At 37.9% G+C, this 23,904-nt stretch carries 22 protein-coding genes; all 22 read left to right on the plus strand.

Going from position 1 to position 23,904, the window contains the following annotated elements; all coding sequences use genetic code 11:
• Positions 1 to 134 precede the first annotated feature (134 nt).
• The 22 genes from rfbB (at position 135) to cysN (ending at position 23,726) form a co-directional block, all read left to right on the plus strand.
• Positions 135 to 1,214 (plus strand): dTDP-glucose 4,6-dehydratase, encoded by a 1,080-nt coding sequence (gene rfbB / locus ACAY30_RS06025; protein ID WP_290251503.1) that lies wholly within the window; start codon positions 135 to 137, stop codon positions 1,212 to 1,214.
• A 6-nt stretch (positions 1,215 to 1,220) separates the two neighbouring features.
• Positions 1,221 to 2,099 (plus strand): glucose-1-phosphate thymidylyltransferase RfbA, encoded by an 879-nt coding sequence (rfbA, locus tag ACAY30_RS06030; protein WP_290251504.1) that lies wholly within the window; start codon positions 1,221 to 1,223, stop codon positions 2,097 to 2,099.
• A 27-nt stretch (positions 2,100 to 2,126) separates the two neighbouring features.
• Entirely contained in the window at positions 2,127 to 3,554 is a 1,428-nt protein-coding gene (locus ACAY30_RS06035; protein ID WP_290251505.1) for a lipopolysaccharide biosynthesis protein, read from the plus strand.
• Positions 3,555 to 3,573: 19 nt separating this feature from the next.
• Positions 3,574 to 4,650: a DegT/DnrJ/EryC1/StrS family aminotransferase gene (locus tag ACAY30_RS06040; protein ID WP_290251506.1), complete on the plus strand. Its 1,077-nt coding sequence runs from the start codon at positions 3,574 to 3,576 to the stop codon at positions 4,648 to 4,650.
• A 2-nt stretch (positions 4,651 to 4,652) separates the two neighbouring features.
• Positions 4,653 to 5,204, plus strand: coding sequence for an acyltransferase (locus ACAY30_RS06045; RefSeq protein WP_290251507.1), 552 nt, complete (start codon positions 4,653 to 4,655; stop codon positions 5,202 to 5,204).
• On the plus strand, positions 5,201 to 6,361 hold the full coding sequence (locus tag ACAY30_RS06050) for a TDP-N-acetylfucosamine:lipid II N-acetylfucosaminyltransferase (protein WP_290251508.1): 1,161 nt from the start codon (positions 5,201 to 5,203) through the stop codon (positions 6,359 to 6,361). Before ACAY30_RS06045 ends, ACAY30_RS06050 begins: the two co-directional genes overlap by 4 nt.
• 373 nt (positions 6,362 to 6,734) lie before the next feature.
• Positions 6,735 to 7,664 carry a glycosyltransferase gene (locus ACAY30_RS06055; protein ID WP_290251509.1) on the plus strand — a complete coding sequence of 310 codons (930 nt, stop codon included), beginning with the start codon at positions 6,735 to 6,737 and terminating at the stop codon, positions 7,662 to 7,664.
• 231 nt (positions 7,665 to 7,895) lie between these two features.
• Positions 7,896 to 8,636: a glycosyltransferase family 32 protein gene (locus ACAY30_RS06060; protein ID WP_290251510.1), complete on the plus strand. Its 741-nt coding sequence runs from the start codon at positions 7,896 to 7,898 to the stop codon at positions 8,634 to 8,636.
• The gene (locus ACAY30_RS06065; RefSeq protein ID WP_290251511.1) at positions 8,633 to 9,826 is read left to right on the plus strand and encodes a glycosyltransferase; all 1,194 of its coding nucleotides are present in this window, start codon (positions 8,633 to 8,635) and stop codon (positions 9,824 to 9,826) included. Before ACAY30_RS06060 ends, ACAY30_RS06065 begins: the two co-directional genes overlap by 4 nt.
• A 122-nt stretch (positions 9,827 to 9,948) precedes the next feature.
• A complete protein-coding gene (locus ACAY30_RS06070) occupies positions 9,949 to 10,911 on the plus strand; it encodes an EpsG family protein (RefSeq protein ID WP_290251512.1) in 963 nt (320 codons plus the stop codon).
• Between the two features lie 22 nt (positions 10,912 to 10,933).
• Positions 10,934 to 11,791 carry a glycosyltransferase family A protein gene (locus ACAY30_RS06075; protein ID WP_290251513.1) on the plus strand — a complete coding sequence of 286 codons (858 nt, stop codon included), beginning with the start codon at positions 10,934 to 10,936 and terminating at the stop codon, positions 11,789 to 11,791.
• Between the two features lie 2 nt (positions 11,792 to 11,793).
• Positions 11,794 to 12,951: a glycosyltransferase family 4 protein gene (locus ACAY30_RS06080; RefSeq protein WP_290251514.1), complete on the plus strand. Its 1,158-nt coding sequence runs from the start codon at positions 11,794 to 11,796 to the stop codon at positions 12,949 to 12,951.
• 19 nt (positions 12,952 to 12,970) lie between these two features.
• Positions 12,971 to 13,564, plus strand: coding sequence for a sugar transferase (locus ACAY30_RS06085; protein WP_290251515.1), 594 nt, complete (start codon positions 12,971 to 12,973; stop codon positions 13,562 to 13,564).
• A 2-nt stretch (positions 13,565 to 13,566) separates the two neighbouring features.
• Positions 13,567 to 14,586, plus strand: a complete 1,020-nt coding sequence (locus ACAY30_RS06090) for a glycosyltransferase (RefSeq protein ID WP_290251516.1) — start codon at positions 13,567 to 13,569, stop codon at positions 14,584 to 14,586.
• Positions 14,576 to 15,538, plus strand: a complete 963-nt coding sequence (locus ACAY30_RS06095; protein ID WP_290251517.1) for an ATP-grasp domain-containing protein — start codon at positions 14,576 to 14,578, stop codon at positions 15,536 to 15,538. The genes ACAY30_RS06090 and ACAY30_RS06095 overlap by 11 nt, the downstream gene beginning before the upstream one ends.
• Positions 15,531 to 16,184 (plus strand): HAD family hydrolase, encoded by a 654-nt coding sequence (locus tag ACAY30_RS06100; RefSeq protein WP_290251518.1) that lies wholly within the window; start codon positions 15,531 to 15,533, stop codon positions 16,182 to 16,184. Before ACAY30_RS06095 ends, ACAY30_RS06100 begins: the two co-directional genes overlap by 8 nt.
• An 8-nt stretch (positions 16,185 to 16,192) precedes the next feature.
• Complete coding sequence (locus ACAY30_RS06105) at positions 16,193 to 17,386, plus strand: DegT/DnrJ/EryC1/StrS aminotransferase family protein (RefSeq protein WP_290251519.1); 1,194 nt, start codon at positions 16,193 to 16,195, stop codon at positions 17,384 to 17,386.
• Positions 17,387 to 17,395: 9 nt separating this feature from the next.
• Positions 17,396 to 18,562, plus strand: coding sequence for a nucleotide sugar dehydrogenase (locus ACAY30_RS06110; protein WP_290251520.1), 1,167 nt, complete (start codon positions 17,396 to 17,398; stop codon positions 18,560 to 18,562).
• A complete protein-coding gene (locus ACAY30_RS06115) occupies positions 18,562 to 20,481 on the plus strand; it encodes an acyltransferase family protein (RefSeq protein WP_290251521.1) in 1,920 nt (639 codons plus the stop codon). The genes ACAY30_RS06110 and ACAY30_RS06115 overlap by 1 nt, the downstream gene beginning before the upstream one ends.
• Before the next feature lie 395 nt (positions 20,482 to 20,876).
• Positions 20,877 to 21,776 carry a sulfate adenylyltransferase subunit CysD gene (cysD, locus tag ACAY30_RS06120; RefSeq protein ID WP_371190191.1) on the plus strand — a complete coding sequence of 300 codons (900 nt, stop codon included), beginning with the start codon at positions 20,877 to 20,879 and terminating at the stop codon, positions 21,774 to 21,776.
• A gap of 176 nt (positions 21,777 to 21,952) precedes the next feature.
• The gene (locus tag ACAY30_RS06125) at positions 21,953 to 22,297 is read left to right on the plus strand and encodes a four helix bundle protein (protein WP_290251522.1); all 345 of its coding nucleotides are present in this window, start codon (positions 21,953 to 21,955) and stop codon (positions 22,295 to 22,297) included.
• 16 nt (positions 22,298 to 22,313) lie between these two features.
• Complete coding sequence (gene cysN / locus ACAY30_RS06130) at positions 22,314 to 23,726, plus strand: sulfate adenylyltransferase subunit CysN (RefSeq protein WP_290251523.1); 1,413 nt, start codon at positions 22,314 to 22,316, stop codon at positions 23,724 to 23,726.
• Positions 23,727 to 23,904: the final 178 nt, after the last annotated feature.

The following is a 23,904-nucleotide window of genomic DNA, read 5'->3' on the forward strand; positions in this document are numbered from 1 at the left end:
TACCTAAAAACACTGACCAATGGGCATGAAATGTTTCATGCCTTGTATTTTCGTGAAACGAACAACGTGACTTGCGTTTTTCGTTACATGGCGATATTTAACACATTAACAGACATACTAATAAGACTCAGAACATGAACATTCTTGTTACAGGCGGCGCTGGCTTTATTGGCTCTGCGGTTATTCGACACATCATTCACCATACCAACGATTCGGTTCTTAACGTCGATAAATTGACGTACGCTGGTAACCTCGAATCGCTTGCTGATGTTGAAGACAGCCCTCGCTATACGTTTTCCCAAACCGATATTTGTGACGCAAGCGCGATTGAAGAGCTGTTTGCACAGTTTCAACCTGATGTCGTTATGCACTTGGCGGCCGAAAGTCATGTTGATCGTTCCATTGATGGGCCTCGAGAGTTTATTGAAACTAATATTATGGGTACTTATATCTTGCTTGAAGCAGCGCGCAAGTATTGGGTGATGCTCGATGGAGAGAAAAAAGCGAAATTTAAATTTCATCACATTTCAACCGATGAAGTGTACGGCGATTTGGAAGGACCAGAGGATTTGTTCACTGAGCAGACACCGTATGCGCCGAGCTCGCCATATTCTGCATCCAAAGCTTCGAGCGATCACTTAGTGCGTGCTTGGATCAGAACCTTTGGTTTACCGACCGTGGTGACCAACTGTTCGAACAATTATGGCCCGTATCATTTTCCTGAAAAGCTCATTCCTTTGATGATCTTAAACGCCTTAGATAAGAAATCATTGCCAGTCTATGGCAATGGCCAGCAGATCCGAGACTGGTTGTTTGTTGAAGATCACGCTCGTGCACTTTATTTGGTTGCGACAAAAGGCGAGACAGGGGAAACCTACAATATCGGTGGACACAATGAAAAAGCGAATATCGATGTCGTTAAAACCATCTGCACTTTACTTGAAGAATACGTACCGTTTGTATCAAATTCAGCCGAATCATCGCCTGAGATAAAGTCCTACGCAGATTTAATTACCTATGTGAAAGACCGACCGGGTCACGATGTTCGCTACGCCATTGATGCGTCGAAGATTGAACGAGAACTTGGCTGGACGCCCGTTGAAAGTTTTGAAAGCGGTATTCGAAAAACCGTAGAATGGTACTTAAATAACAAAACGTGGTGGCAACATGTGCTGGATGGCAGTTATGCCTTAGAGCGCTTAGGCTGTAAATAGGAAATTATGATGACGCATAAAACCAAAGGCATTGTATTGGCGGGCGGCTCAGGCACCAGACTTTATCCGATAACCAAAGGCATGTCGAAGCAATTATTACCAGTTTACGATAAGCCGATGATTTATTATCCACTTTCGGTATTAATGCTTGCAGGGATACGAGAAATCCTCATTATCACAGCACCAGAATACTTAGATAGCTTTAAGTCGTTATTGGGGGATGGCAGTCAATTCGGTGTTGTGCTGGAATATAAAGTACAACCAAGTCCGGATGGGTTAGCGCAAGCCTTTATTTTGGGAGAAGAGTTCATTGGCGACGATAATGTTTGTCTGGTTTTGGGCGACAATATCTATTTTGGCCAAGGATTTTCACCATTACTCCTAAAAGCAGCCAAACGTGAAGAAGGGGCTACTGTATTTGGTTATCAGGTACGAGATCCCGAACGATTTGGTGTTGTCGAATTTGATGAAAATCAAAAAGCCCTGTCTATCGAAGAAAAGCCTGAAAAAGCAAAATCCAGTTTTGCGGTCACCGGTTTATATTTTTACGATAATAGTGTGGTTAATATTGCCAAAAATATCAAACCATCGGCGCGCGGTGAATTAGAAATTACCTGTGTGAATAATGAATATCTCAAGTCAGGAAAATTACACGTTGAATTACTTGGCCGAGGTTTTGCTTGGTTAGATACAGGCACATACGATAGCTTAATGGATGCTGGGCAATACGTGCAAACTATCGAGCATCGACAAGGTTTTAAAATAGCTTGTCTTGAAGAAATTGCCTTCAATCAAGGCTGGTTAAGCGAAGACGAAATAAGAGAAATCGCCAAACCACTGATGAAAAATTCTTATGGCGAGTATTTGATTAATTTGATTGATTAATCGAAGCACTAAAAAGCATATAGGTTTATGCACGATAAACAACAAATTAAGAAAGGCTTCTTTTGGAGCGCTTTAGATAGCATCGGCAACCAAGCTTTAGGTTTAGTGGTCAGTTTAACTTTGGCTAATATTTTGGGCCCTAGCGCATACGGATTGGTTGCCATGTTAGCAATTTTTATTGCTATTGCTAATGTGTTTGTTAATAGTGGGTTTAGCGCTGCGCTGATCAGAAAAATTGATCGTAATGAAGCTGATTTTGCGACAACATTTTACTTTAGTTTGGTCGTATCTCTAATTTGTTATGCGTTATTGTTTATTTCTGCACCTTATATCGCTGAGTTTTATGAACAGCCAGAGTTGGTAGAGTTAACAAGAATATTAGCGCTTAATATCATTGTAGCCACGTTCGGGATAATACCAAGAACCAAGTTAACCGTTGCCCTAGACTTTAAGAAACAAGCAAAATGCAATGTGATTTCTTTAGTGCTTGGTGGGGGAGTCGCACTTTATTTGGCTGTTTCTGGGTACGGTGTGTGGGCTCTAGTAGGTCAGCAACTAACATCAATGCTAGTCAATACGTGCATGCTCAATATTGTTTCGCCATGGAAACCGAAAGTTGCATTCTGTAAGAAGTCATTTAAAGACTTGTTTGGTTTTGGCTCAAAATTGATGTTATCGGGCTTGCTCGATGCCATTTATAATAACCTTTACGGTTTGATTATTGGTAAGCAATACAGTCCAGCCCAACTTGGCTTATTCAATCAGGCTAATACGTTATCGACAATACCAGCGACAACCATCACGAGTGTTATTCAAAAAGTTAATTATCCTATCCTAAGTGCGATACAAAATGATCAAGACAGGTTGGAGAAAGCTTACTTAAATACTTTGCAGTTTGCTGCTGTAATCATTTTTCCAATCATGTTTGGCATATGCATTATCTCTGACCCACTTGTTGCATTGCTTTTAGGCGAACAGTGGTTAGGCAGTGCACCCTTAATAAGCATTTTGACAATGGCGTTAATCTTATATCCCATTCATGCTATCAATTTAAATATGCTCCAAGTAAAAGGTCGCTCTGATCTTTTTCTAAATCTTGAAGTAATCAAGAAAGTAATAACGACAATTATGCTCATCATAACCGTACCTTTAGGGATTGAGGCGATGTGTATTGGGATGGTGATTCAGTCTTATTTAGCACTTTTTGTTAATACCTATTACACCGGAAAACTGTCGAAATTAACGGCCATAAATCAACTGAAAGCCATACTGCCTACAGGCGTTATCACTGCATGTTCAGCATTTATGGGCTATCACGTGGGGAGCGTTTTTACACAGGCCATTATACAAATAATTGTGATGTTATTATCCGCACTTTCTATGTACATTTTGTCCATGTTTTTGATCCAACGTCCTTTACTTGTTTCATTAAAAAGTACGATACAAGCAAATTAACTTCTTTTTTGGAAATTCAATGATCGCTTTAAATAGCCCTGTTAAACCTAATTTAAATAAACTACTGCCGTTACTTGAAAAAGTTAACAATAGTGGTTGGTATACCAACTTTGGTCCTTTACATAATGAGTTAACAGAACGGCTTGAAGATTATTTAGGCGTAAAAAATTTATTACTGACCAATAACGGTACCTCTGCGTTGCAAGTAGCGGCAAAAGCAATTGGCTCAAGATCGATATTAGCAACGCCGTTTAGTTTTGTCGCAACCGTCAGTGCATTTAAATGGCAACAAGATGACGTGGCTTTTACGGACATCGACGCCAAAACGCTTAACCTCTGCCCCGACGCGATCATGAACGCTTATCGCAAAGGTTGTAAGGCTGATACTATTGTTGCCACTCACGTTTATGGTAACCCTTGTGATGTAAAAGGTATCAATGCAGTTAGTGAAAAAAATAACTGCCAAATCATCTATGATGCAGCCCATGCATTTGGTGTGAAACTGAATAATGGCTCAGTCCTCAATTATGGCCATGCCAGTACATTAAGTTTTCATGCAACCAAGATTTTTCATACCGTTGAAGGTGGTGCCATTGTGTTTAAGGATAAAGGAAATTTTGAAACAGCTAGAGAAATTATAAACTTTGGTATTAACCCTGAAAATGGAATAGTAGATGTTGGTATAAATGCGAAACTTAACGAGTACCAAGCGGCGGTAGGCTTAGTCAATCTAGAGGAAATCGACGATATTGTTAATCATAGAGCCGAATTATTCTATGCGTATAGAAACGGACTAAAAGATATTGTCGAACTTCCTGAGTGGCACCCAGAAGCAAACGCCAATGGAGCTTATATGCCTGTATTGTTAAATAATGCTGAAACCTTAAAGAAGGTATCGCAAGTTCTCAACAACAGAAATATCCAAAGCCGACACTACTTTTCCCCGTCTCTCGATGAGATTTTCGAGGATAGTCCCAGCTTTGGGACAACCAATAGCTTAAATGTAGCTAATAGAATTTTGTGTCTCCCATTGCATGCACACCTGACGATAGAAGACGTGAATACAGTTATTAGTGCGATAAAAGAAGGAATTTAGTTTTGGCTTTTTATACTCAAAAAGAACTAGAAAAAATTGGTTTTAAATCGCTAGGAAATAATGTAAAAGTTTCTAAATTAGCATCATTTTACAACCCCGGTAATATTGAAATTGGCGATAATAGTCGAGTCGATGATTTTTGTGTCTTATCTGCAGGCGTAGGTGGTCTATCAATTGGACGTTACGTACACATTTCAGTTTATGCCTCGATTATTGGTGCAGGCAAAGTAACTTTGGAAGATTTTACGTGTATTTCTGGAAGATGTTCCATCTATTCAAGTAATGACGACTATTCTGGTGCTTATATGACTAACCCTACAGTGCCAAGCGAATATACAAATGTAACCCACGCACCCGTTACGATTAAAAAACATAGTTTAGTTGGTGCCGGAAGTATTGTTTTACCAGGGGTGGAAATTGGCGAGGGTTCGGCTGTTGGCTCTTTATCATTAGTAAATAAAAGTCTTGAAGCCGGATTTATTTATGTAGGGAATCCAGCTAAAAAACTAAGGAAGCGAAAATCTACTTGTAAAGATTTAGAGAAACTTTTATGAAGAGCGCTAAGTCATTGAAGATACTTCACCTAGCACCAGATGAAAAGTTTATAGATATGGGGCTTAGGGCTTTTAAAAAAGTAGCACCTCATTCTAATCAATTGCTGGTCATATCAGATACACCAGTACTCAAATATATCGAAAGTGAAGTGGATAAGATTTTTTCGGAGTCAGAGCTTGATAGTGAAAAATTTTCAAATTATATCTACCAGTTCGATGTAGTTGTTTTGCACTCGTTATGTCGGGTTAATATTCCTTTCCCAAAACATGTCAAGACATTATGGATCGGCTTTGGAATGGATTACTATGACTTAATATCGGATAACTTTGACGACTTGTTACTACCTAAGACTAGACAATTGAACTCTCTCAGTCAGAGTAAAATATTCAAGTTAAAAAGAGCACTAAAAAAAATCCCTGCAGTAGAAAAAGTGCATAGAAAGCTTCATGGTCAAAAGACTAAAAGTGAATACTTGCAACGAATCGATTATTTTGCGCCTGTATTAGAAAGCGAATACGAAATGGTAGCCTCAAAAGACGCTAAGTTTAAGCCAAAATTTGCGGATTGGAATTATGGTACTCTAGAAGATGATTTGGTAAAAGACCTACCTGACCTTATGAGCGATGCTCAATATATACTACTTGGTAACAGCGCGACTATAACAAACAATCATGTCGATGCTTTCGAACTATTGGAACAACTAGACTTGAAAGACAGGAAGATCATATGTCCTCTAAGCTATGGCGATGAGGACTATCGAAATAAAGTGCTTAATCGTGGTAAAGATATCTTTGGAGCGAACTTTCTACCTATCACTAAATTTATGAGTGTTGATAATTATTTGTCGACACTATCTTCTTGCTCTGTTGTTATCATGAATCACTTGCGGCAACAAGCCTTGGGTAACATTATAACTATGTTATATCGTGGGGCAACGGTGTTTCTCAATAAGCAAAACCCTGTTTATGATTTTTTTAAAGAGCAAGGTGCAGTTTTATATGCAATAGATGAGTTAGAAGCGGATAACTCACTTATTAATTATCGGTTAACACCTAAAGAAGTTGAGCTAAATAAATCGATTTTGTTACAGCATTGGTCTCGCCAAGCCATTAATAATAAGACAGAACAATTGATCAACAAATTAATGTCGAATTAATAACATGAATTTAAAAAGAAGCTCTTAAGAGTGTAAAATAATAAAAATTATCATCTGCTAGTGTAACTCTTCAAGTTATTCAGATTGTACCTTTATGTAGCGCAAATTTTATAACACATTTTACACGTTTATTGGCCACACTACCGCTTACATTAATGGCGTCAACCCCTAGCCTATTTTTGTGTTATGTCATTGCAAGTTTAAATGAACTGGTATCGATAAGCACCTTTCTTGTGTTTTCTTTAACCATTTACGTAAATATTGTAGCTTAATTTAATCACTAGCATAGTGACTCTTTGAATAAAAAGTAATTGGTGAGTACGGTGCATATTGTCTTGTAGTCTAGATGTTTTGAGTAGGAAGTTAATTTATTTTGAGTAATAAACGAAAGCCACCATCTTGTTCGGTCATAATCACGACTTACAATAGTCATGAGTGTATCAGTGCAGCTATAGATTCAATTCTCAAACAACACTCTGTTAATGTTGAGATAGTAGTTGTTGACGATTGTTCTCAAGACATACATAAGTTAGAAAGTGTGTTAAAGAGCTATTCTAATTATCCAATTCGCCTCATTCAGAATTTGCAAAAAGGTAATGCTAATGTTTCAAGGAATATTGGCATAGGGCATGCTAAATACGATTATGTAGCTTTTTTAGATGCAGACGATGTTCATGAACCCAAACATTTAATAGAGAGCATAAGTGCACTTAACCATAAGAATGCTTCTCTATGTTTCTCTAAAGTGCAATTTTCTAAAGGTGAAATAATTCAACCTTATCCGCAGCCCGCTTTTGATGGAGACATCGCTAAGTTTATTTTCAATAATGGTGTAGCGGTTACGTCTTCGATAGTTGCAAAGAGATCTGCGTTGCTTCAATGCATGTTTGATGAAACATTAGAGAAACATCAAGATTGGGACTTTTTGCTACGGTTTGAGAGACAGTTTCCTGTTTGTCAATCTGACTATATAGGTCTAACTTATACGCTTTCAACAGGCGTTAATATGAGTAGTAAGGCGAATCCCGCAGCGACTATTCTCTTTTTGAATAACACGCTTCCCAAACAGTATCACAAGTCTATGATACACAGTCAGCTTTCGATGATTATCGATAAGAAAGATTCTTTATCACTAAACACGCTGAAAAATGAAATACTCAACAATTACAATTTTGATAAAAAAATATTAGGTCGAAGTGCATTTTTATACATAGCCCTTTTTTCTAGAGGGTTCCACAAGGTACTATTTCCTATATATCGCACCTTTGTTTTAATCAGAAAATCTTATAATAAACTTTTATGACTAAGCAAGAAACGACTGAGATAAAGCTATTTGGCTACCTCGTAGTACACTCAGCTAATATTTGACTTATACATATGTTTGTTTACTTGAATTTTGATGAATTAAGCTACGTTGTATACATTACTAGTGATCTTATTATCATATTCTTCTCGCTTTTAACAATATCTTTGGGTTTTTCTTACCTGGTCATATTCATTGAAAAACTAATAATCAATCAAGGTTATAAAACACGTGCACTCAATACCTAAAATCATTCATTATTGCTGGTTTGGTAATAACCCCAAACCAGCCTCTGTTTTAAAGTTCATCGAAAACTGGAAATCCGTACTTCCTGAGTACGAAATTAAAGAATGGAACGAGACAAATTTTGATGTAAATATTTGTAAATACACGGCGCAAGCTTATGCCGCTAAAAAATACGCTTTTGTTAGTGATTACGCTCGCTTGTATGCTTTATATTGTCACGGTGGAATATACTTAGATACGGACGTAGAGATTTGTAAAGACTTTTCAGATTTAACCCAACAAGCAGATGTCACTTTGGGGCTAGAAGAGTTTAATTTTGTCGCAACAAGCACAATGGCTGCAAAACCCAAATCTATCTTCATTAAAGAATTTATGGAGAGTTATCATAGCAGAGAGTTCAAACTTTTTGCTAGTACATTAGATATGACCACAAACGTTGAAGTACTAACCAACAAGCTAATAGCTATAGGGCTTCTAAAAGAAAACAAGCAACAAGAGCTTAGATTTAATAATGAAACGATCTTAATTTTGGAGCAGGAGTATTTTTCACCTTACGATTATGTGAATTTTATTGATAATCGGACTGGTAAAACAGCTACGGTGCATCACTTTGGAAATAGCTGGGTAGGGGGCAAATCCAAATTTATTCATGCTATCAAATTGAGCATCGTCAAAATATTTGGTGGAAAAATGGTTAAGTTTATTAGAGAAGTTGTAGCCAAGTGAAGAAAAAAATACTAATTACAAACTACGATATGGAGATCGGTGGCGTTGAGCGTAGCTTAATCTCTATGTTGAATAATTTCGATCATGATAATTATGATGTTGATCTTCATCTCCATTCACATTCAGGGCCTTTACTTGACTTGTTATCTGATAAAGTCAATTTGTTAAAAGAGCTTGAGACCTGTAAGACTTTTAGAATGTCTATAGTAAATGTATTTAGACGAGGCTACCCAATTCTTGCAATAAAGAGATTGTTTGCAAAAGTTTCTTCTTTACGGTATCGAGTATTGAGTCGATCTAAAGACTCAGGATACTATCAGGCTCAGAAAATTTGGGAAAAAAGTATTACAAACATAGATTCATTAAACGCTGAATACGATGTTGCAATTAGTTACCTATGGCCACACCATTTTACCGCATTCAACGTAGATGCGAGAGTTAAGATTGCTTGGATTCATACAGATTACTCAACCATTGACGTTGACGTAGAAAAGGACTTAGCAATATGGAAAAAATTCGATTATATCATTAGTATTTCTGATGCTTGCTCCATAGCTTTTATTGAAACTTATCCTGAATTAAAAGATAAATTAGTAATGGTTGAAAATATTACCAGTCCTAACTTTATTAGGGATATGGCGCAAAAAGGTGAAACACCAGAGCTGAAACCTGACTATTTTAATATCGTTAGCACTGGTCGGTTGTGTGAGCAAAAGGCATTTGATAAAGCCGTTGAAGCATTGCGTCTTATACGTAACATGGGATACGATAAAATACGGTGGTATATCATTGGAGAGGGCGGTGAAAGGGAGAATATTGAAACTTTAATTAATGAGTACAAGTTGAATAATGATTTCATATTATTAGGAAGTAAAATAAATCCATATCCTTATATGAATAATGCCGACCTTTACGTGCAACCATCCCGATACGAAGGGAAAGCCGTAACTATAGCCGAGGCAAAAATACTCGCTAAACCCATTCTTATAACAAATTATCCTACATCATCTAGCCAGCTAACTCACGGCATAGATGGTGAAATATGTGAACAAAATGTTGAATCTATCGCTCAAAGTGTTATTCAGTTTTATCAGAATAAAAATATTGGACTTAAGTATTCGAACTATTGCCAAAAACAGAATTACTCTAATAGTGAAGAGTTAGATAAGCTTTATAGTATTTTTCAATAGAGTCTCAAAAATTGCTCGATTTTATCCCTTTAAACATCTATATCCCTATATATTTGTGTTTTTTGTTTTTATCATTAGCCTCTGTTAGCTTGATTATCTGTCAGCATAACAACACGAACACAATGTCTTTAAAAAGTGTAAGGATTGTAGGTGCCTGCTTTGTACTGTTTTTTATGATTTATATCGGTTTTCGTCCACTTAGTGGTCGATATTTTGTTGATATGATAACTTATGCTCATTTATTCGAAACAGTAGAAAATGGCGGTGATATCGCATCTATTGAACCCGCTTTTTTTGCATATATGAAGTTTTTATCTTCGTTTACATCGCTAGATGGTTTTTTCTTCATTACGTGCTTTATTTATACTTTTTGTGTATTCCTTGCGTGTAGAAGATTTTTCGATAAAAGTTGGGCCGTTCCTTTTTTCTTTATTGTATTAAGTGCATTTTTTTTCAGTTATGCCACTAATGGAATGCGTAATGGATTAGCTACATCTATCTTTTTGTTAGGCCTATCCCAGAAAAGGTGGGGTAAGTGGGGACTAATTTTACTGTCTATTACTATTCACTCCTCTTTAGCACTACCAGCCACAGCTACATTGTTTTTTAAGTTTTATAAAAGAGTGCCTAGCTATTTGTTTGGTTGGCTATTTTGTTTGCTTGTTTCTGCTGCCATCCCCTCTATAGGACCATGGTTGTCATCCTTGGGGGTATTCAACGATAAGTTTAACGACTACGCATTGGCTAGCTCGTACTCTGAAGCCTCTGGCAAAATTGGTTTCAGAGTGGACTTTCTTGCTTTTTCAATTTTGCCCATATTGTTGGCGTATTATTTTATATTTAAACGTAGATTTTATGATCCTCTTTATAATGAAATAGTTTGTATATATTTAACTGCTAATGCATTTTGGTTATTGGTTATTAGAGTTCCTTTTTCAAATCGATTCGCATACCTTTCTTGGTTTTTATATGGTCTTGTGATTTCATACCCTCTAGTAAAGAGAGTATTTATCAAGCGACAGAACCAAGTTGTGGCTTTATTATTAATAACTTTATTTTTATTTCATTTCACTTTTCTGTATTAATCGGTGTTTTATGCTAGTTACTGTGGCAATTCCATTTTACAATCCAGGGCCTTTTTTTATTCATGCAATAAACTCAGTATTGCATCAAACTTATGAAAATTTAGAAATCTTATTGGTTAATGATGGTTCCACCGATGGCTCACTAGAGTTAGCGTTGGGGATATCTGATAGCCGAGTTTCGGTAATAAGCGATGGTATCAATCTAGGCTTGAATTATCGATTAAACCAGATTATTGATTTGGCGTCAGGGAAGTATTTAGCGAGGATGGACGCTGATGATTTAATGGCGCTAAATAGAGTCGAGCGTCAAGTAAACTTTTTAAAAAAAAATCCTCATCTTGATCTTGTCACCACTGGGTTATGTTCAATAGATAGGTCTTGTAAGGTGTTAGGACTAAGAGGTCCAGAAACGGAAGGGGAAGATAAGGAACTTAATCTTGAAAGTTTGCTGTTTGGATACAAATCTCCGATTCATGCATCACTATTAGCAAAAACTTCTTGGGCTAAAAGAAATAAATACAATGAAACATACAGTCGCATTGAAGATTATAATTTATGGCTAACCGCACAAAAGAATAATGACTTAAATATAGGCTTCCTACCAGATTATTTATATTTCTATGAAGAAAGTAATAGCATAAGGCCTGAGCTTTTGCGTTTATCATATATAAATCAAGTTCGACTTTTGCTTGAGCAGTTTTATGATGATTTTTCATTTTACATAAAATTTAGATTTATTTTTAAGTGCTTGATCAAGTCCCTTGTTGTGAGCGTGCCCTTTGTCGATACAATATTACTTCGCAAAAGAAACATGGTTGAAAAATCAGCGGTAAAAGCCTTAGAGCAAGAAATAAATGCAATATTGAAATTAGCAAAGTAATCATGGATAAAAAATCGAAAAAGCTTGTAATTGTTACAACCGTTCCTATTACATTAAAAGGAATTTTGCGAAATCAACCTAAATACCTTGACCAGCATTATGATGTGACACTGATTTCTAGTCCATCCATTGAATTGGATGACGTATCAAATCATGAAAATGTCACGACATACGCGGTACCGATGACTAGAGGTATAAGCCCTTTTAAAGATTTATCATCGATAATAGCGATGATTAAACAGCTAAGGCGAATTAAACCTGTAGTTGTTCACTCTTATACTCCTAAAGCTGGTTTGGTTGCTATGTTAGCAAGTTTTGTCTGCCGAGTTCCTGTTCGTATTCATACTTTTACAGGGTTAATGTTTCCTACGGCGACAGGGATTAAGAAAAAAATATTAATCTGGATAGATCGCTTAATATGCGCTTGTGCTACGACTGTAGTTCCTGAAGGAAGTGGCGTTAGACAAGATTTGATTGATTATCGTGTTACCAAGAAAAAGCTCGAAGTCATTGGTAATGGTAATATTGCAGGCGTCGATACCCATTTTTTCTCAAAAGAGGCGATATCTTCTGAAAACCTCGATAGTAAATTGCGTAATACGTTAGCGCTTCCGGATAGCGCATTTGTATTTTGCTTTGTAGGTCGCTTTACACAAGATAAAGGGATTGCAGAGCTAATTTCGTCCTTCAAGCAACTACCTGAAAAAGCTCATTTAGTGTTAGTTGGAGAAACTGATAAACGAATACCTATTACAGATGATATTGCTCTCGTAATTGATAGCCACCCTCGCATTCATAACTTGGGCTGGCAAAACGATATACGTCCGGCGTTAGCAATTAGTGACGTTTTAGTGTTACCAAGCTATCGAGAAGGCTTTCCGAATACGCCATTGCAAGCTGGTGCGATGGGGCTTCCTTGTATTGTAACTGATATTAACGGGTGTAATGAGATCATTGTGGGGGGCTACAATGGTTGGGTTATATCTGCCAAGGATGTCAAATCGTTGAAAAATGCAATGATGGAATCCATGGAGTCTGTTAGCTTAACCTCACTTGGAGCTAATGCTCGTGAAAACATTGAACTGAAATTCGAACAAAATTTGCATTGGCAAAATATGTTGCACTTTTATCAACATCAACTCAATTCCCTATCTAAATAAAATTCAAGTGTAAAAATAAATGAAAAGATTATTTGATTTTTCAGTTGCGTTAATCGCATTGATGCTGTTTTCACCAGTAATGCTAATAACAGCGCTTCTCGTGCGAGTTAAGTTAGGTTCTCCAATCCTGTTTAAACAACCCCGTCCAGGCCTACATGGGAAGGTGTTCAATATGTTTAAGTTTAGAAGTATGTTGGATGCTTTTGATGAAACTGGCATTCCATTGTCAGATGAGCAGCGTTTAACACGCTTTGGGCAGGTGCTTCGTTCAACTAGTCTTGATGAATTGCCAGGCCTTTGGAATGTATTAAAGGGAGATATGAGTCTGGTGGGGCCTCGCCCTTTATTGGTAGAATATTTGCCTTTATACAATAAGGAGCAAGCCCGTCGTCATGAAGTGCGACCAGGTATTACTGGCTGGGCTCAAGTCAATGGACGAAACTCCCTTTCTTGGAGCGATAAATTTAAATTGGACGTTTGGTACGTGGAGCATCAAAGCTTTTGGCTTGATATTAAAATACTTTTGTTAACAGTTAAAAAGGTATTCATAAAAGAAGGGGTTTCAGCGGAAGATCATGTAACCATGCCGCCGTTTCGTGGAGAGGAAGATTAAAAATGAAATTGACCATAGTTGTTCCGGTCTACAATGTAGAAGATTATTTAGCAAGGTGTCTTGTATCAATATCTGAGCAAGGACTAAATAATTCTGAGTATGAAGTGATATGCGTTAATGATGGTAGCACGGATAATAGTAAAGATATCGCTCTAGAGCACTCAAACCTTTTTGTAAATTTCCGACTGATCTGTATCGAAAATGCAGGGCTTAGTAACGCCCGCAATATTGGTTTGCAACATAGTCGTGGTGAATATGTATATTTTATTGATTCCGATGATTTTCTTGCTATTGGAGCGTTAAATTTACTGCTAACAGAAGCAATAGAAAAAAAACTTGATTTCTTAGGGTTCGATATGTTGCGAACAAGCGGAAATTCTATTCCTAAAGTAAATTCTTTGCGCTCTATGAGCCCAATAGTTCATGGATTAAAGTTTATCGCAGAAAATAACTATAATAACGGTGCGTGCGCCTACTTGGTTAGAAAAAAAGTACTAACAGAAAATGATATTTATTTCGCACGAGGAAAAATGTGCGAGGATGGACCATTTACTACAGAGACATTAAGTAAATGCGAAAGAGTGTCGTATACACCGACAGCTATATATGCCTATTATCAGAATCCGAACAGCATAACTACGAGTCATAACCCTCAACATTTATGTCGATTACAAGATGGATTTTTATATGCTATTGATTATTTTAATCAAAAAGTAAGTGAGTTAGAAAAATTAGGAGAACTAGCGACTGCTAGAAGGCTAATGAATCGACGAGATTCGTATGTTTTCTTTTATTTATCAAGATTGACTAAATTTGATTTGAAGTTCAATGAAGTAAAAGCGATGGTTAATGATCTTGATAAAAAAGGGGTTTACCCGATTTATTGTTTTCCTAATTCTGACTACCCTGGTCTCAAATATAAAGTCGCAACTCTGTTATTTAGTCACCCTGTAACGTTATTTATGTTAATTAAAATTTTTGCAATCAATAATAAGAGAAAAATCCGAAGTAATGTTGAATAATATATTAATTTTATCTGCTGGTCGTCGAGTGTCTTTAGTAAAGGCGTTTCAAAGCGCTGTAAATCATTTAAATATTTCAGCTGATGTGTATGGAGCAGACATGAATCCTGCAATGTCCGCTGCCTGTAATGTGTTAGAAAATAGTTTCACGCTACCACATGTTAGCTCAGAGAAGTATCTATCAGAGCTAAAAAAACTTTGTCTAGAACAGTCAGTCAAACTAGTAGTTCCAACAATCGATACCGAATTATTAAAACTTGCAAAGGAAAAATCCGAATTTTTAAAGTTAGGGATAACGGTAGTTGTCTCTGATTTAAGCTTAGTTAAGCCTTGCAGAGATAAACGGTTGACACATGATTTGTTTACATCAATCGGCATTGATGTACCTAAAACATACTCAAATTTTGAAATCTCGTTTCCTTGTTTTTCGAAACCGATAGCAGGGAGTTTAAGCCAGAACATTCGAATTTTGAATAACCGAGAAGAGTTAGAAAGTTGGGATATAAATATTGATGAGATGATGTTTATGGAAATTGTCTCAAGTGAAGAGTTCGATGAATTTACTATTGATATTTATTATGCTCGTGATGGTCAATTGAAGTGCATTGTCCCAAGACAGAGGATAGAAGTTCGCGGTGGCGAAATAAGTAAAGGCAAAACAAATAAGTCGTTAGTTAATTTAATAAAAGCACCGATGTCTAAAATTAAAGGAGCGTTTGGCTGTTTGACATTGCAGGTGTTTAAATCGAAGACATCAGATCAAATGTTCGGGATAGAAATTAACCCTAGATTCGGTGGCGGCTTTCCACTAAGTAACGCGTCAGGTGCTAGGTACCCTGAGCTTTTAGTTAGAGAAGTATTTTTAGACGAAACGATAGATTACTTTGATGATTGGGAAGATAATTTAGTCATGCTTCGATACGATGCAGAAGTGCTTGTCCGACATGGTTAAGCTATCAACATACGATGTTGTCGTATTCGATTTAGACGATACATTATATTCTGAAAAAGACTATGTGTTGTCTGGATACAAACATGTGTCGCAGTTGTTATTAGATACATATGGAATCAATGCCGAAGCGGAATTTCTTAATTGCTATTTTATCGGTAAAAAAGATACCTTTGATTACATAATTAAAAAATTTAGGCTTCCTCAGTGTGTAAAAGAACATTTGATAGCAGCTTATCGTTATCATCGACCAGAAATATCATTGCATGACACGGTGAAAGAAACATTGGAGGGGCTTGAACAGCTCAATATACCAACGTATTTGATAACGGATGGCCGAAGTATTACTCAACGATTAAAAATTGCTTCTCTGGGATTAGCGAAATATTTTAAACAAATCTATATCTCGGAAGAGGTGGGGGCAAGTAAACCAGAACTAAAGTCCTTCGTTAGTATTTCGTCTTTCGAACCTAATGCAAAAATCGTATACGTTGCTGACAACCCCAAGAAAGATTTCATTGCACCTAAAGCGTTAGGTTGGGCATCTATTGGCTTATTAAACTCGTCATCAAGAGTACATCCACTAACAGATAACTATCAAGATGCGGCTGATGTTTGGTTAGCCTCATTTGCTAATCTAAGAATTTAAAAATAAGTATGTTAAACACTAAATTTTCTCCTTGGCCTTCATTTACTGAAGAGGAAGCCAATAAAGTATCTGAAGTTCTTCTATCAAACAAAGTCAATTACTGGACTGGGCAAGAAGGTCGCGAGTTCGAAAAAGAATTCGCTGCGTTTAGTGACAGTAAATATGCGATCGCTGTTGGTAACGGTACGTTAGCCCTTGATTTAGCTCTGGTTGCTCTTGGTATTGGTGCTCGGAACGGTGGCAGTGAAAAAGATGAAGTTATCGTTACTTCTCGAACGTTTTTAGCGTCTGCGTCGAGTATTGTTACTGCTGGGGCACGCCCAGTGTTTGCTGATGTCGATGCCAATTCGCAGAATATAACAGCAGAAACGGTATCTGCTGTGATGACAGAAAAGACTCGTGGCATTATCGCGGTGCACTTAGCGGGTCTTCCGTGTGAAATGGATGAACTGATGGCACTCGCAGAGTCTCGTAACATTTTTGTGATTGAAGATTGTGCACAAGCACATGGCGCAAAATACAAAGGTCGTTCGGTTGGCTCTATTGGGCACATTGGTTGTTGGTCATTTTGCCAAGATAAAATCATGACGACTGGTGGTGAAGGCGGCATGGTTACCTGTAATGATGAAACATTATGGCGCAAAATGTGGGCTTATAAAGATCACGGTAAATCATATGAAGCGGTTTATGAACGTGACCATGCACCAGGGTTTCGCTGGTTACATGAATCTTTCGGTACCAACTGGCGCTTAACTGAAATGCAATCGGCGATTGGTCGTATCCAATTAACACGTATGCCAGAATGGTTCGCAACTCGTAATAAATACGCTGCTATGATCGCATCAGTTTGCGCTGAGTTTGACTGTATTCGTGTGCCGGCAGTGCCAGAGTACGTTGAACATGCGCAATACAAATATTATGTTTTCGTGCGTCCTGAACTGTTAGTCGACGGCTGGGATCGCGACCGCATTGTCAGTGAGATTAACGCACAAGGCGTACCGTGTATGCAGGGCTCATGCTCTGAAGTGTATTTAGAAAAAGCTTTCGATGATACCGATTTTAGACCATCCGAGTCTTTGCCGGTAGCAAAAGAGCTTGGTGAAACTAGTTTAATGTTTTTGGTGCATCCAACTCTTACCGAAGACGAGATGCAACGAACAACAAACGTCATTGCAGCAGTATTTCAGCAAGCTGAACAGTAGGTTTAGATTATGAAAATTGCTATTGCCGGCACAGGTTATGTTGGCCTTTCAAATGCAATGTTACTAGCGCAGCATAATGAAGTAGTTGCGGTTGATATTGTTCCGGAAAAAGTAGAGTCGTTGAATGATAGAGTTTCTCCTATTGTAGATAGTGAGATATCCGAATTTTTACAGCGTGACGATTTAAACTTTCGTGCGACGCTTGATAAAGAATCGGCTTATTCAGGTGCTGATTACGTTGTTATCGCAACACCAACAGATTATGACCCTGTAACCAATTACTTTAATACATCTACCGTAGAGGCGGTTATCAGAGATGTAATGGTGATTAACCCATCGGCATGTATGGTGATTAAGTCTACCGTACCCGTTGGCTATACTCGCCGTATTCGTGAACAGCTAGGTTGTGAGGGGGTGATTTTCTCACCAGAGTTTTTGCGTGAAGGTCAAGCGTTATACGATAACTTACATCCATCGCGCATCATTATAGGTGAAAACTCTGAACGAGCACGCATATTTGCAAACTTATTGGTACAAGGTGCGCAAAAATCAGATATTGACGTGTTGTTTATTAGATCAACGGAAGCTGAAGCGGTTAAGCTGTTTTCAAATACCTATTTGGCGATGCGTGTGGCGTACTTTAATGAACTGGATTCGTATGCAGAAGTACATGACTTAGATACTAAGTATATTATCGAAGGGATTTGCTTAGATCCGCGGATTGGCGCTCATTATAATAATCCGTCTTTTGGCTACGGTGGTTATTGCTTACCAAAAGATACCAAGCAGTTATTGGCGAACTACCAAGACGTACCAAATAACATGATCGCGGCGATTGTTGATGCGAACCGTACTCGTAAAGATTTTATTGCAGACTCAGTTATCGCCCGCGAGCCCAAAGTGGTAGGTATTTATCGTTTGGTTATGAAATCGGGCTCAGATAATTTTAGGGCATCGTCTATCCAGGGCGTGATGAAACGCATCAAAGCTAAGGGTATTGAGGTGGTGGTGTTTGAGCCTGTTCTTGAAGAAGATGAGTTTTACCACTCACGAGTGATTCGCGACTTTGAAGCATTTAAAGTGATGTCAGATGTGATTGTATCTAATCGCATGCAAGACGAGCTAACTGATGTTGCGGATAAGGTATATACAAGGGATTTATTTGGTAAAGACTAATGCTATTTAGACTAGATATTAACGCACTAAGAGCTTTTGCTGTAATTGCAGTTGTTTTGTTCCATTTTAATGAAAGTTGGCTCCCAGGGGGATTTGCTGGGGTTGATGTCTTCTTTGTTATTTCTGGTTTTTTGATGACAGGAATAATAATAACAGGAATAGAGAAGAACAATTTTTCAATTTTAGAGTTTTATGTTGCAAGAGCAAATAGAATTATACCTCCTTTAGCTTTCATGTGCTTATTGTTATCGCTATTCGGTTTTTTTTACTTAACTCCAAATGACTTTGCCACTTTAGGAAAGCATATCGCGAGTAGTATTACATTCTTGTCCAATATCGTGTATTGGAGAGAGTCTGGGTATTTTGATGCCGCTTCGCATGAAAAGTGGTTATTACACACTTGGTCTTTATCAGTGGAGTGGCAGTTTTATATAATATACCCTTTGATTTTGGTAGCTTTGAAAAAGTTACTATCACTGTCAACTATAAAAAAAGTTATAGTTGGTGCCACAATTTTTAGTTTTATTTTCAGTATTTTTGCAACTTATAAATGGCCAAGTGCATCGTATTTCTTACTTCCAACGAGGGCTTGGGAAATGATGATTGGTGGAGTGGCATTTATTTACCCGATAAAACTTCGAAACGAGATTGGAAAATATCTTTCTTATATCGGGCTAGCTTTAATATTTTTATCGTATGTATTTATATCTAAGAATGACATGTGGCCTGGATACCTTGCGCTGATACCTGTATTAGGGACTTTTCTTGTAATTCAAGCAAATCAAGTAAGTAGCCGGATCAATAATAATTTTGTTATACAAAATATAGGTAAATGGTCTTATTCCATATATCTATGGCATTGGCCTTTAGTTGTCCCATTCTACTATTTTGCCGTGGGAGAAGATTATGTTTATGTTGGCTTGTTTATGTCTGTTTTATTAGGTTATTTAAGTTTCAAATATATTGAAAGGTTTAAGTTTAGGAAGGACTTTTGTAACCTAAGGCAGATAACAAAATTTAAACCTGGTTATTTTGCATTATTAACTGGGCTTATCGGCGTGACCGTTTTTGCATTTGAAGGATTAAAAGAGAGGTACCAACTAGAACCTGCATTAGAGGCTTTAAAACCACACCTAGTAATGCCTATGAGAGATAATGGGTATTGCTTTTATTCTTTTCATAATACTGGCAATTCAATAAGTGAAAATATTGGAACTGATTGTTATTTAGGCGCAGACAAGAGTAGCGATACTCCAATAGTATCCACTTTATTGTTTGGTGACTCTTATGCAGGTCATAATGAGCCATTTTGGGACGAAATTTTTAAGTTTAGGCAAGAGTCATTTCAGTCTATATCAACCAATTGGTGTATCGCATCGTTTTCTAATAACTACACTGGTCCGATATCTTCTCATTCATATCAACAATGCTTGCTGAATAGAAAGTATTTACACGAGAACATGCATAAGTATAAAAATATCATATTTGCCGGTGCTTGGGGGGGGGCATTAGAACAAAATCAGTTAGATGATTTTAAAGCTGTCGCAAAGAAAGCAGCGGAAATGGATATTAATATAATTATTATGGCTGCACCGATAAGTTATAAACAAAATCCTTTAAAACTATTTTGGGTCGATGTCTATGCTAAAGTGGGATTTGAACTACAAAATGTACTGACTAATGATACTTTAACGGCGCAGGCAAATCATGAATTAGCAATATTGGCTAAAGAATATTCCAATGTTAAGTTTCTATACCGTGATTATCTTTTTAATGATGATAATACTTTTGACGTAAACGGTATATCTGTTCCGTATAGCCTTGATAGAGCGCATATTTCACTTTTAGGGTCTAAAAAGTCTGCCGAGTACTTTATGTCACAAGAGGTGTTTCCAGAGATTATGATGTCTATTGACTGATTTGCCAATGATTTGTTGTGTATTAACTTAACTAGCGGGTTATAGCAGTACTGTACCAAAAAGTAATCTAGTTAGTTCAGTTCAATGATACTTATTTTCTTGGGTTTTGATAGAAGAAGCCGGTTTTGTACCGGCTTCTTTGCGTTCTAGACATTAAATATCGCACTGACCCACCAAGTAGTGAGTATCTAAAAAAGTGACAATACTATGGTCGAAGTGACAAATATTTCTATGCAGGACCGTGTTGTTCAGGTAGCCGAACAGGTGCCATAGCATACCTTAATTCAATAAACTTCTTAACTTCAATGTGTTCATGCCTAAAAGCCATGCTAAACTACATTAATGTAAACTTTACGTTAAACGTTTTTAATTGGTCGTTAATAAGAACAAATACCATGAACTTAACACACCTAAAGCAGCTAGAAGCTGAATCTATTCATATTATTCGAGAAGTCGCTGCTGAGTTTGATAATCCGGTTATGTTGTACTCAGTAGGTAAAGACTCGGCAGTAATGTTGCACCTTGCCTTAAAAGCCTTTTATCCGGCCAAACCGCCATTTCCATTAATGCACATTGATACCACCTTTAAATTTAAAGAGATGATTGCCTATCGCGATAGCATTGCTAAAAAGTTTGGTTTGGATTTAATTGTGCATATTAACCAAGAAGGGGTTGAAGCGGGTATTAACCCCTTTGACCACGGTAGCGCCGTACACACCGATATCATGAAAACCCAAGCCTTAAAACAAGCGCTTAATAAACATCAGTTTGATGCGGCATTTGGTGGTGCGCGCCGTGATGAAGAAAAATCGCGTGCCAAAGAGCGGGTATATTCGTTTCGCGATAAGAATCATCGTTGGGATCCCAAAAACCAACGCCCGGAGCTGTGGAATACCTATAACGGCAAAGTCAACAAAGGCGAAAGCATTCGCGTGTTTCCGTTATCGAACTGGACAGAGCTTGATATTTGGCAATACATTTACCTTGAAAACATTGAATTACCAGCATTGTATTTGGCGGCAGAGCGCCCGGTAGTACATCGTGATGGCACCTTGATTATGGTAGATGATGATCGCCTACCACTTGAAGAAGGCGAAACACCACAGATGAAAATGGTGCGCTTTAGAACGTTAGGCTGTTATCCCTTAACGGGCGCGGTAGAATCAAACGCGACCACGGTGCCAGAAATTATTCAAGAGATGCTGCTTACCAAAACGTCAGAGCGCCAAGGTCGAGTGATTGATAAAGACTCGAGTGCTTCGATGGAGAAGAAGAAGATGGAGGGTTATTTTTAACTGAAGGTTAAAAATAAGCTACAAGCTTTAAGAGGTAAGCTGTAAGAAAGAGTGAAAAGCTGTTAGCGATAAGAAGAGTAAAAGCTGCAAGCTATAAGAGGTAAGAAGAGCAAAAAAGCGGTGAATAGCGAAATTTGCGCTAGGCTTATAATTCTGAATTAACAAAGGGAGTTGTTATGAATTATGAGAAGCTCATTGTATGGAAACAGTCTGTTCAACTATCTGCTGCACTTTTTAAGCATTTTAAATGTTCTAACGATTTTGGTTTTAAAGATCAAATAACTCGTTCAGGGCTATCGATACCCAGTAATATTGCCGAAGGTATGGCGAGAGAATCGGTTAAAGAAAAAGCTCATTTTCTGGCTATTGCGAAAGGCTCGTGTGCTGAGCTTAAAACGCAAATCATTATTGGTATTGAAATAGATTATATAGAACGTGATTTGGGTAATCGTTGGCTTAGCTTGGCTAATGAGATAGATGCCATGTTAACAGGGCTTAGAAACCGAATTCGCTCTGTTTGAAAGTGGGAAAACAATAATGAATACAGAACAAGAATTATTAGAAAACGATATTGAAGAATATCTGCGCGTACATGAAAACAAAGACATGTTGCGTTTTTTAACTTGCGGTAATGTGGATGACGGTAAATCAACGTTAATTGGTCGTTTGTTGCATGACTCAAAATTGATTTTTGAAGATCACATGGAAGCGATCAAAAAAGACTCGAAAAAATTTAACACCACTGATGGTGAGTTTGATTTAGCGCTATTAGTTGATGGCTTGCAATCAGAGCGAGAGCAGGGCATTACCATTGATGTAGCGTATCGTTATTTTGCCACCGAAAAGCGCAAGTTTATTATTGCCGACTGCCCAGGCCACGAGCAATATACCCGTAATATGGCCACCGGTGCGTCTAACTGTGACTTGGCTATTGTAATGATTGATGCGCGCTACGGCGTACAAACCCAAACCAAACGCCATACCTACATTGCATCCCTATTGGGCATCAAGCACATTATTGTTGCCGTAAACAAAATGGATTTGGTGGGCTACTCACAAGAAGAGTACCGCAAAATAAAAGATGATTATCGAGCGTTTGTTTCGTCGTTAAATATACCTGATGTGCGCTTTGTACCTATTTCGGCATTAAATGGCGATAACGTGGTTAATCGCTCAGACGCGATGGACTGGTATCCAGGTGCCACGCTTATTACTTTACTTGAAACGGTGAAGGTTACCGATCATAAAAACCGCAGTGATTTTCGCCTGCCGGTGCAATACGTAACCCGTCCTAACCTAGATTTTCGCGGGTTTTGCGGCACGGTTGCTGGCGGTGTGATTAACGTGGGTGATGTGATCACCGCCTTACCATCTGGCAAAACCTCAACGGTTAAAGCCATTGTTACCGCCGATGGCGAATTACAATCGGCAACGGTAGGCCAAGCGATTACCTTAACCTTAAACGATGAAATTGATATTTCTCGTGGTGATGTCATTGTGCGCTCAAACAAGCTGGCCACGGTATCTGATCACTTTACAGCAACCATTGTGTGGATGAGTGAAGCGGCACTGCAACCAGGCAAAGAGTACGAACTAAAACTAGCCAGTAAAAACATTTATGGTCGCATTGATAACATCAATTATCGCATTGACGTGAACACTCTAGAGCACAGCGATGAAGATGAAGTGAAGCTCAATGAAATTGCATCGTGTAATGTTATTACCAACGGCCCTGTGGTAATCGATACCTACGACAAAGTGCCCGGTACCGGCTCATTTGTTGTTATTGACCGTCTAACCAACATTACTGTGGGAGCGGGTATGATCACCCATACCCAAGTAGCTACCAATGGCGATGTCAAAGTGGTACGCGAATACACCATTGCAGAACAAGAGCTCAATGCGCTTATTCGTAAAAACTACCCAGAGTGGGGCTGTAAAGAAATTTAATTGCGCCTTCACTTTAAAACAAAGTCGGCAGCGGTCATTACCAAGTTAACCAAAACAAACGCCACACTGTCACGTGGCGTTTATGCTGTTTAGCTTAGCTTAAACGTAAACGCATCATCTGCCGCCTAGCTACTTTACTAGTAACTTTATCAGCAACTTTATTCGCTACTCTTTTCGT

This window comes from Thalassotalea ponticola, from assembly GCF_041379045.1.
GTDB lineage: Bacteria > Pseudomonadota > Gammaproteobacteria > Enterobacterales > Alteromonadaceae > Thalassotalea_A > Thalassotalea_A ponticola.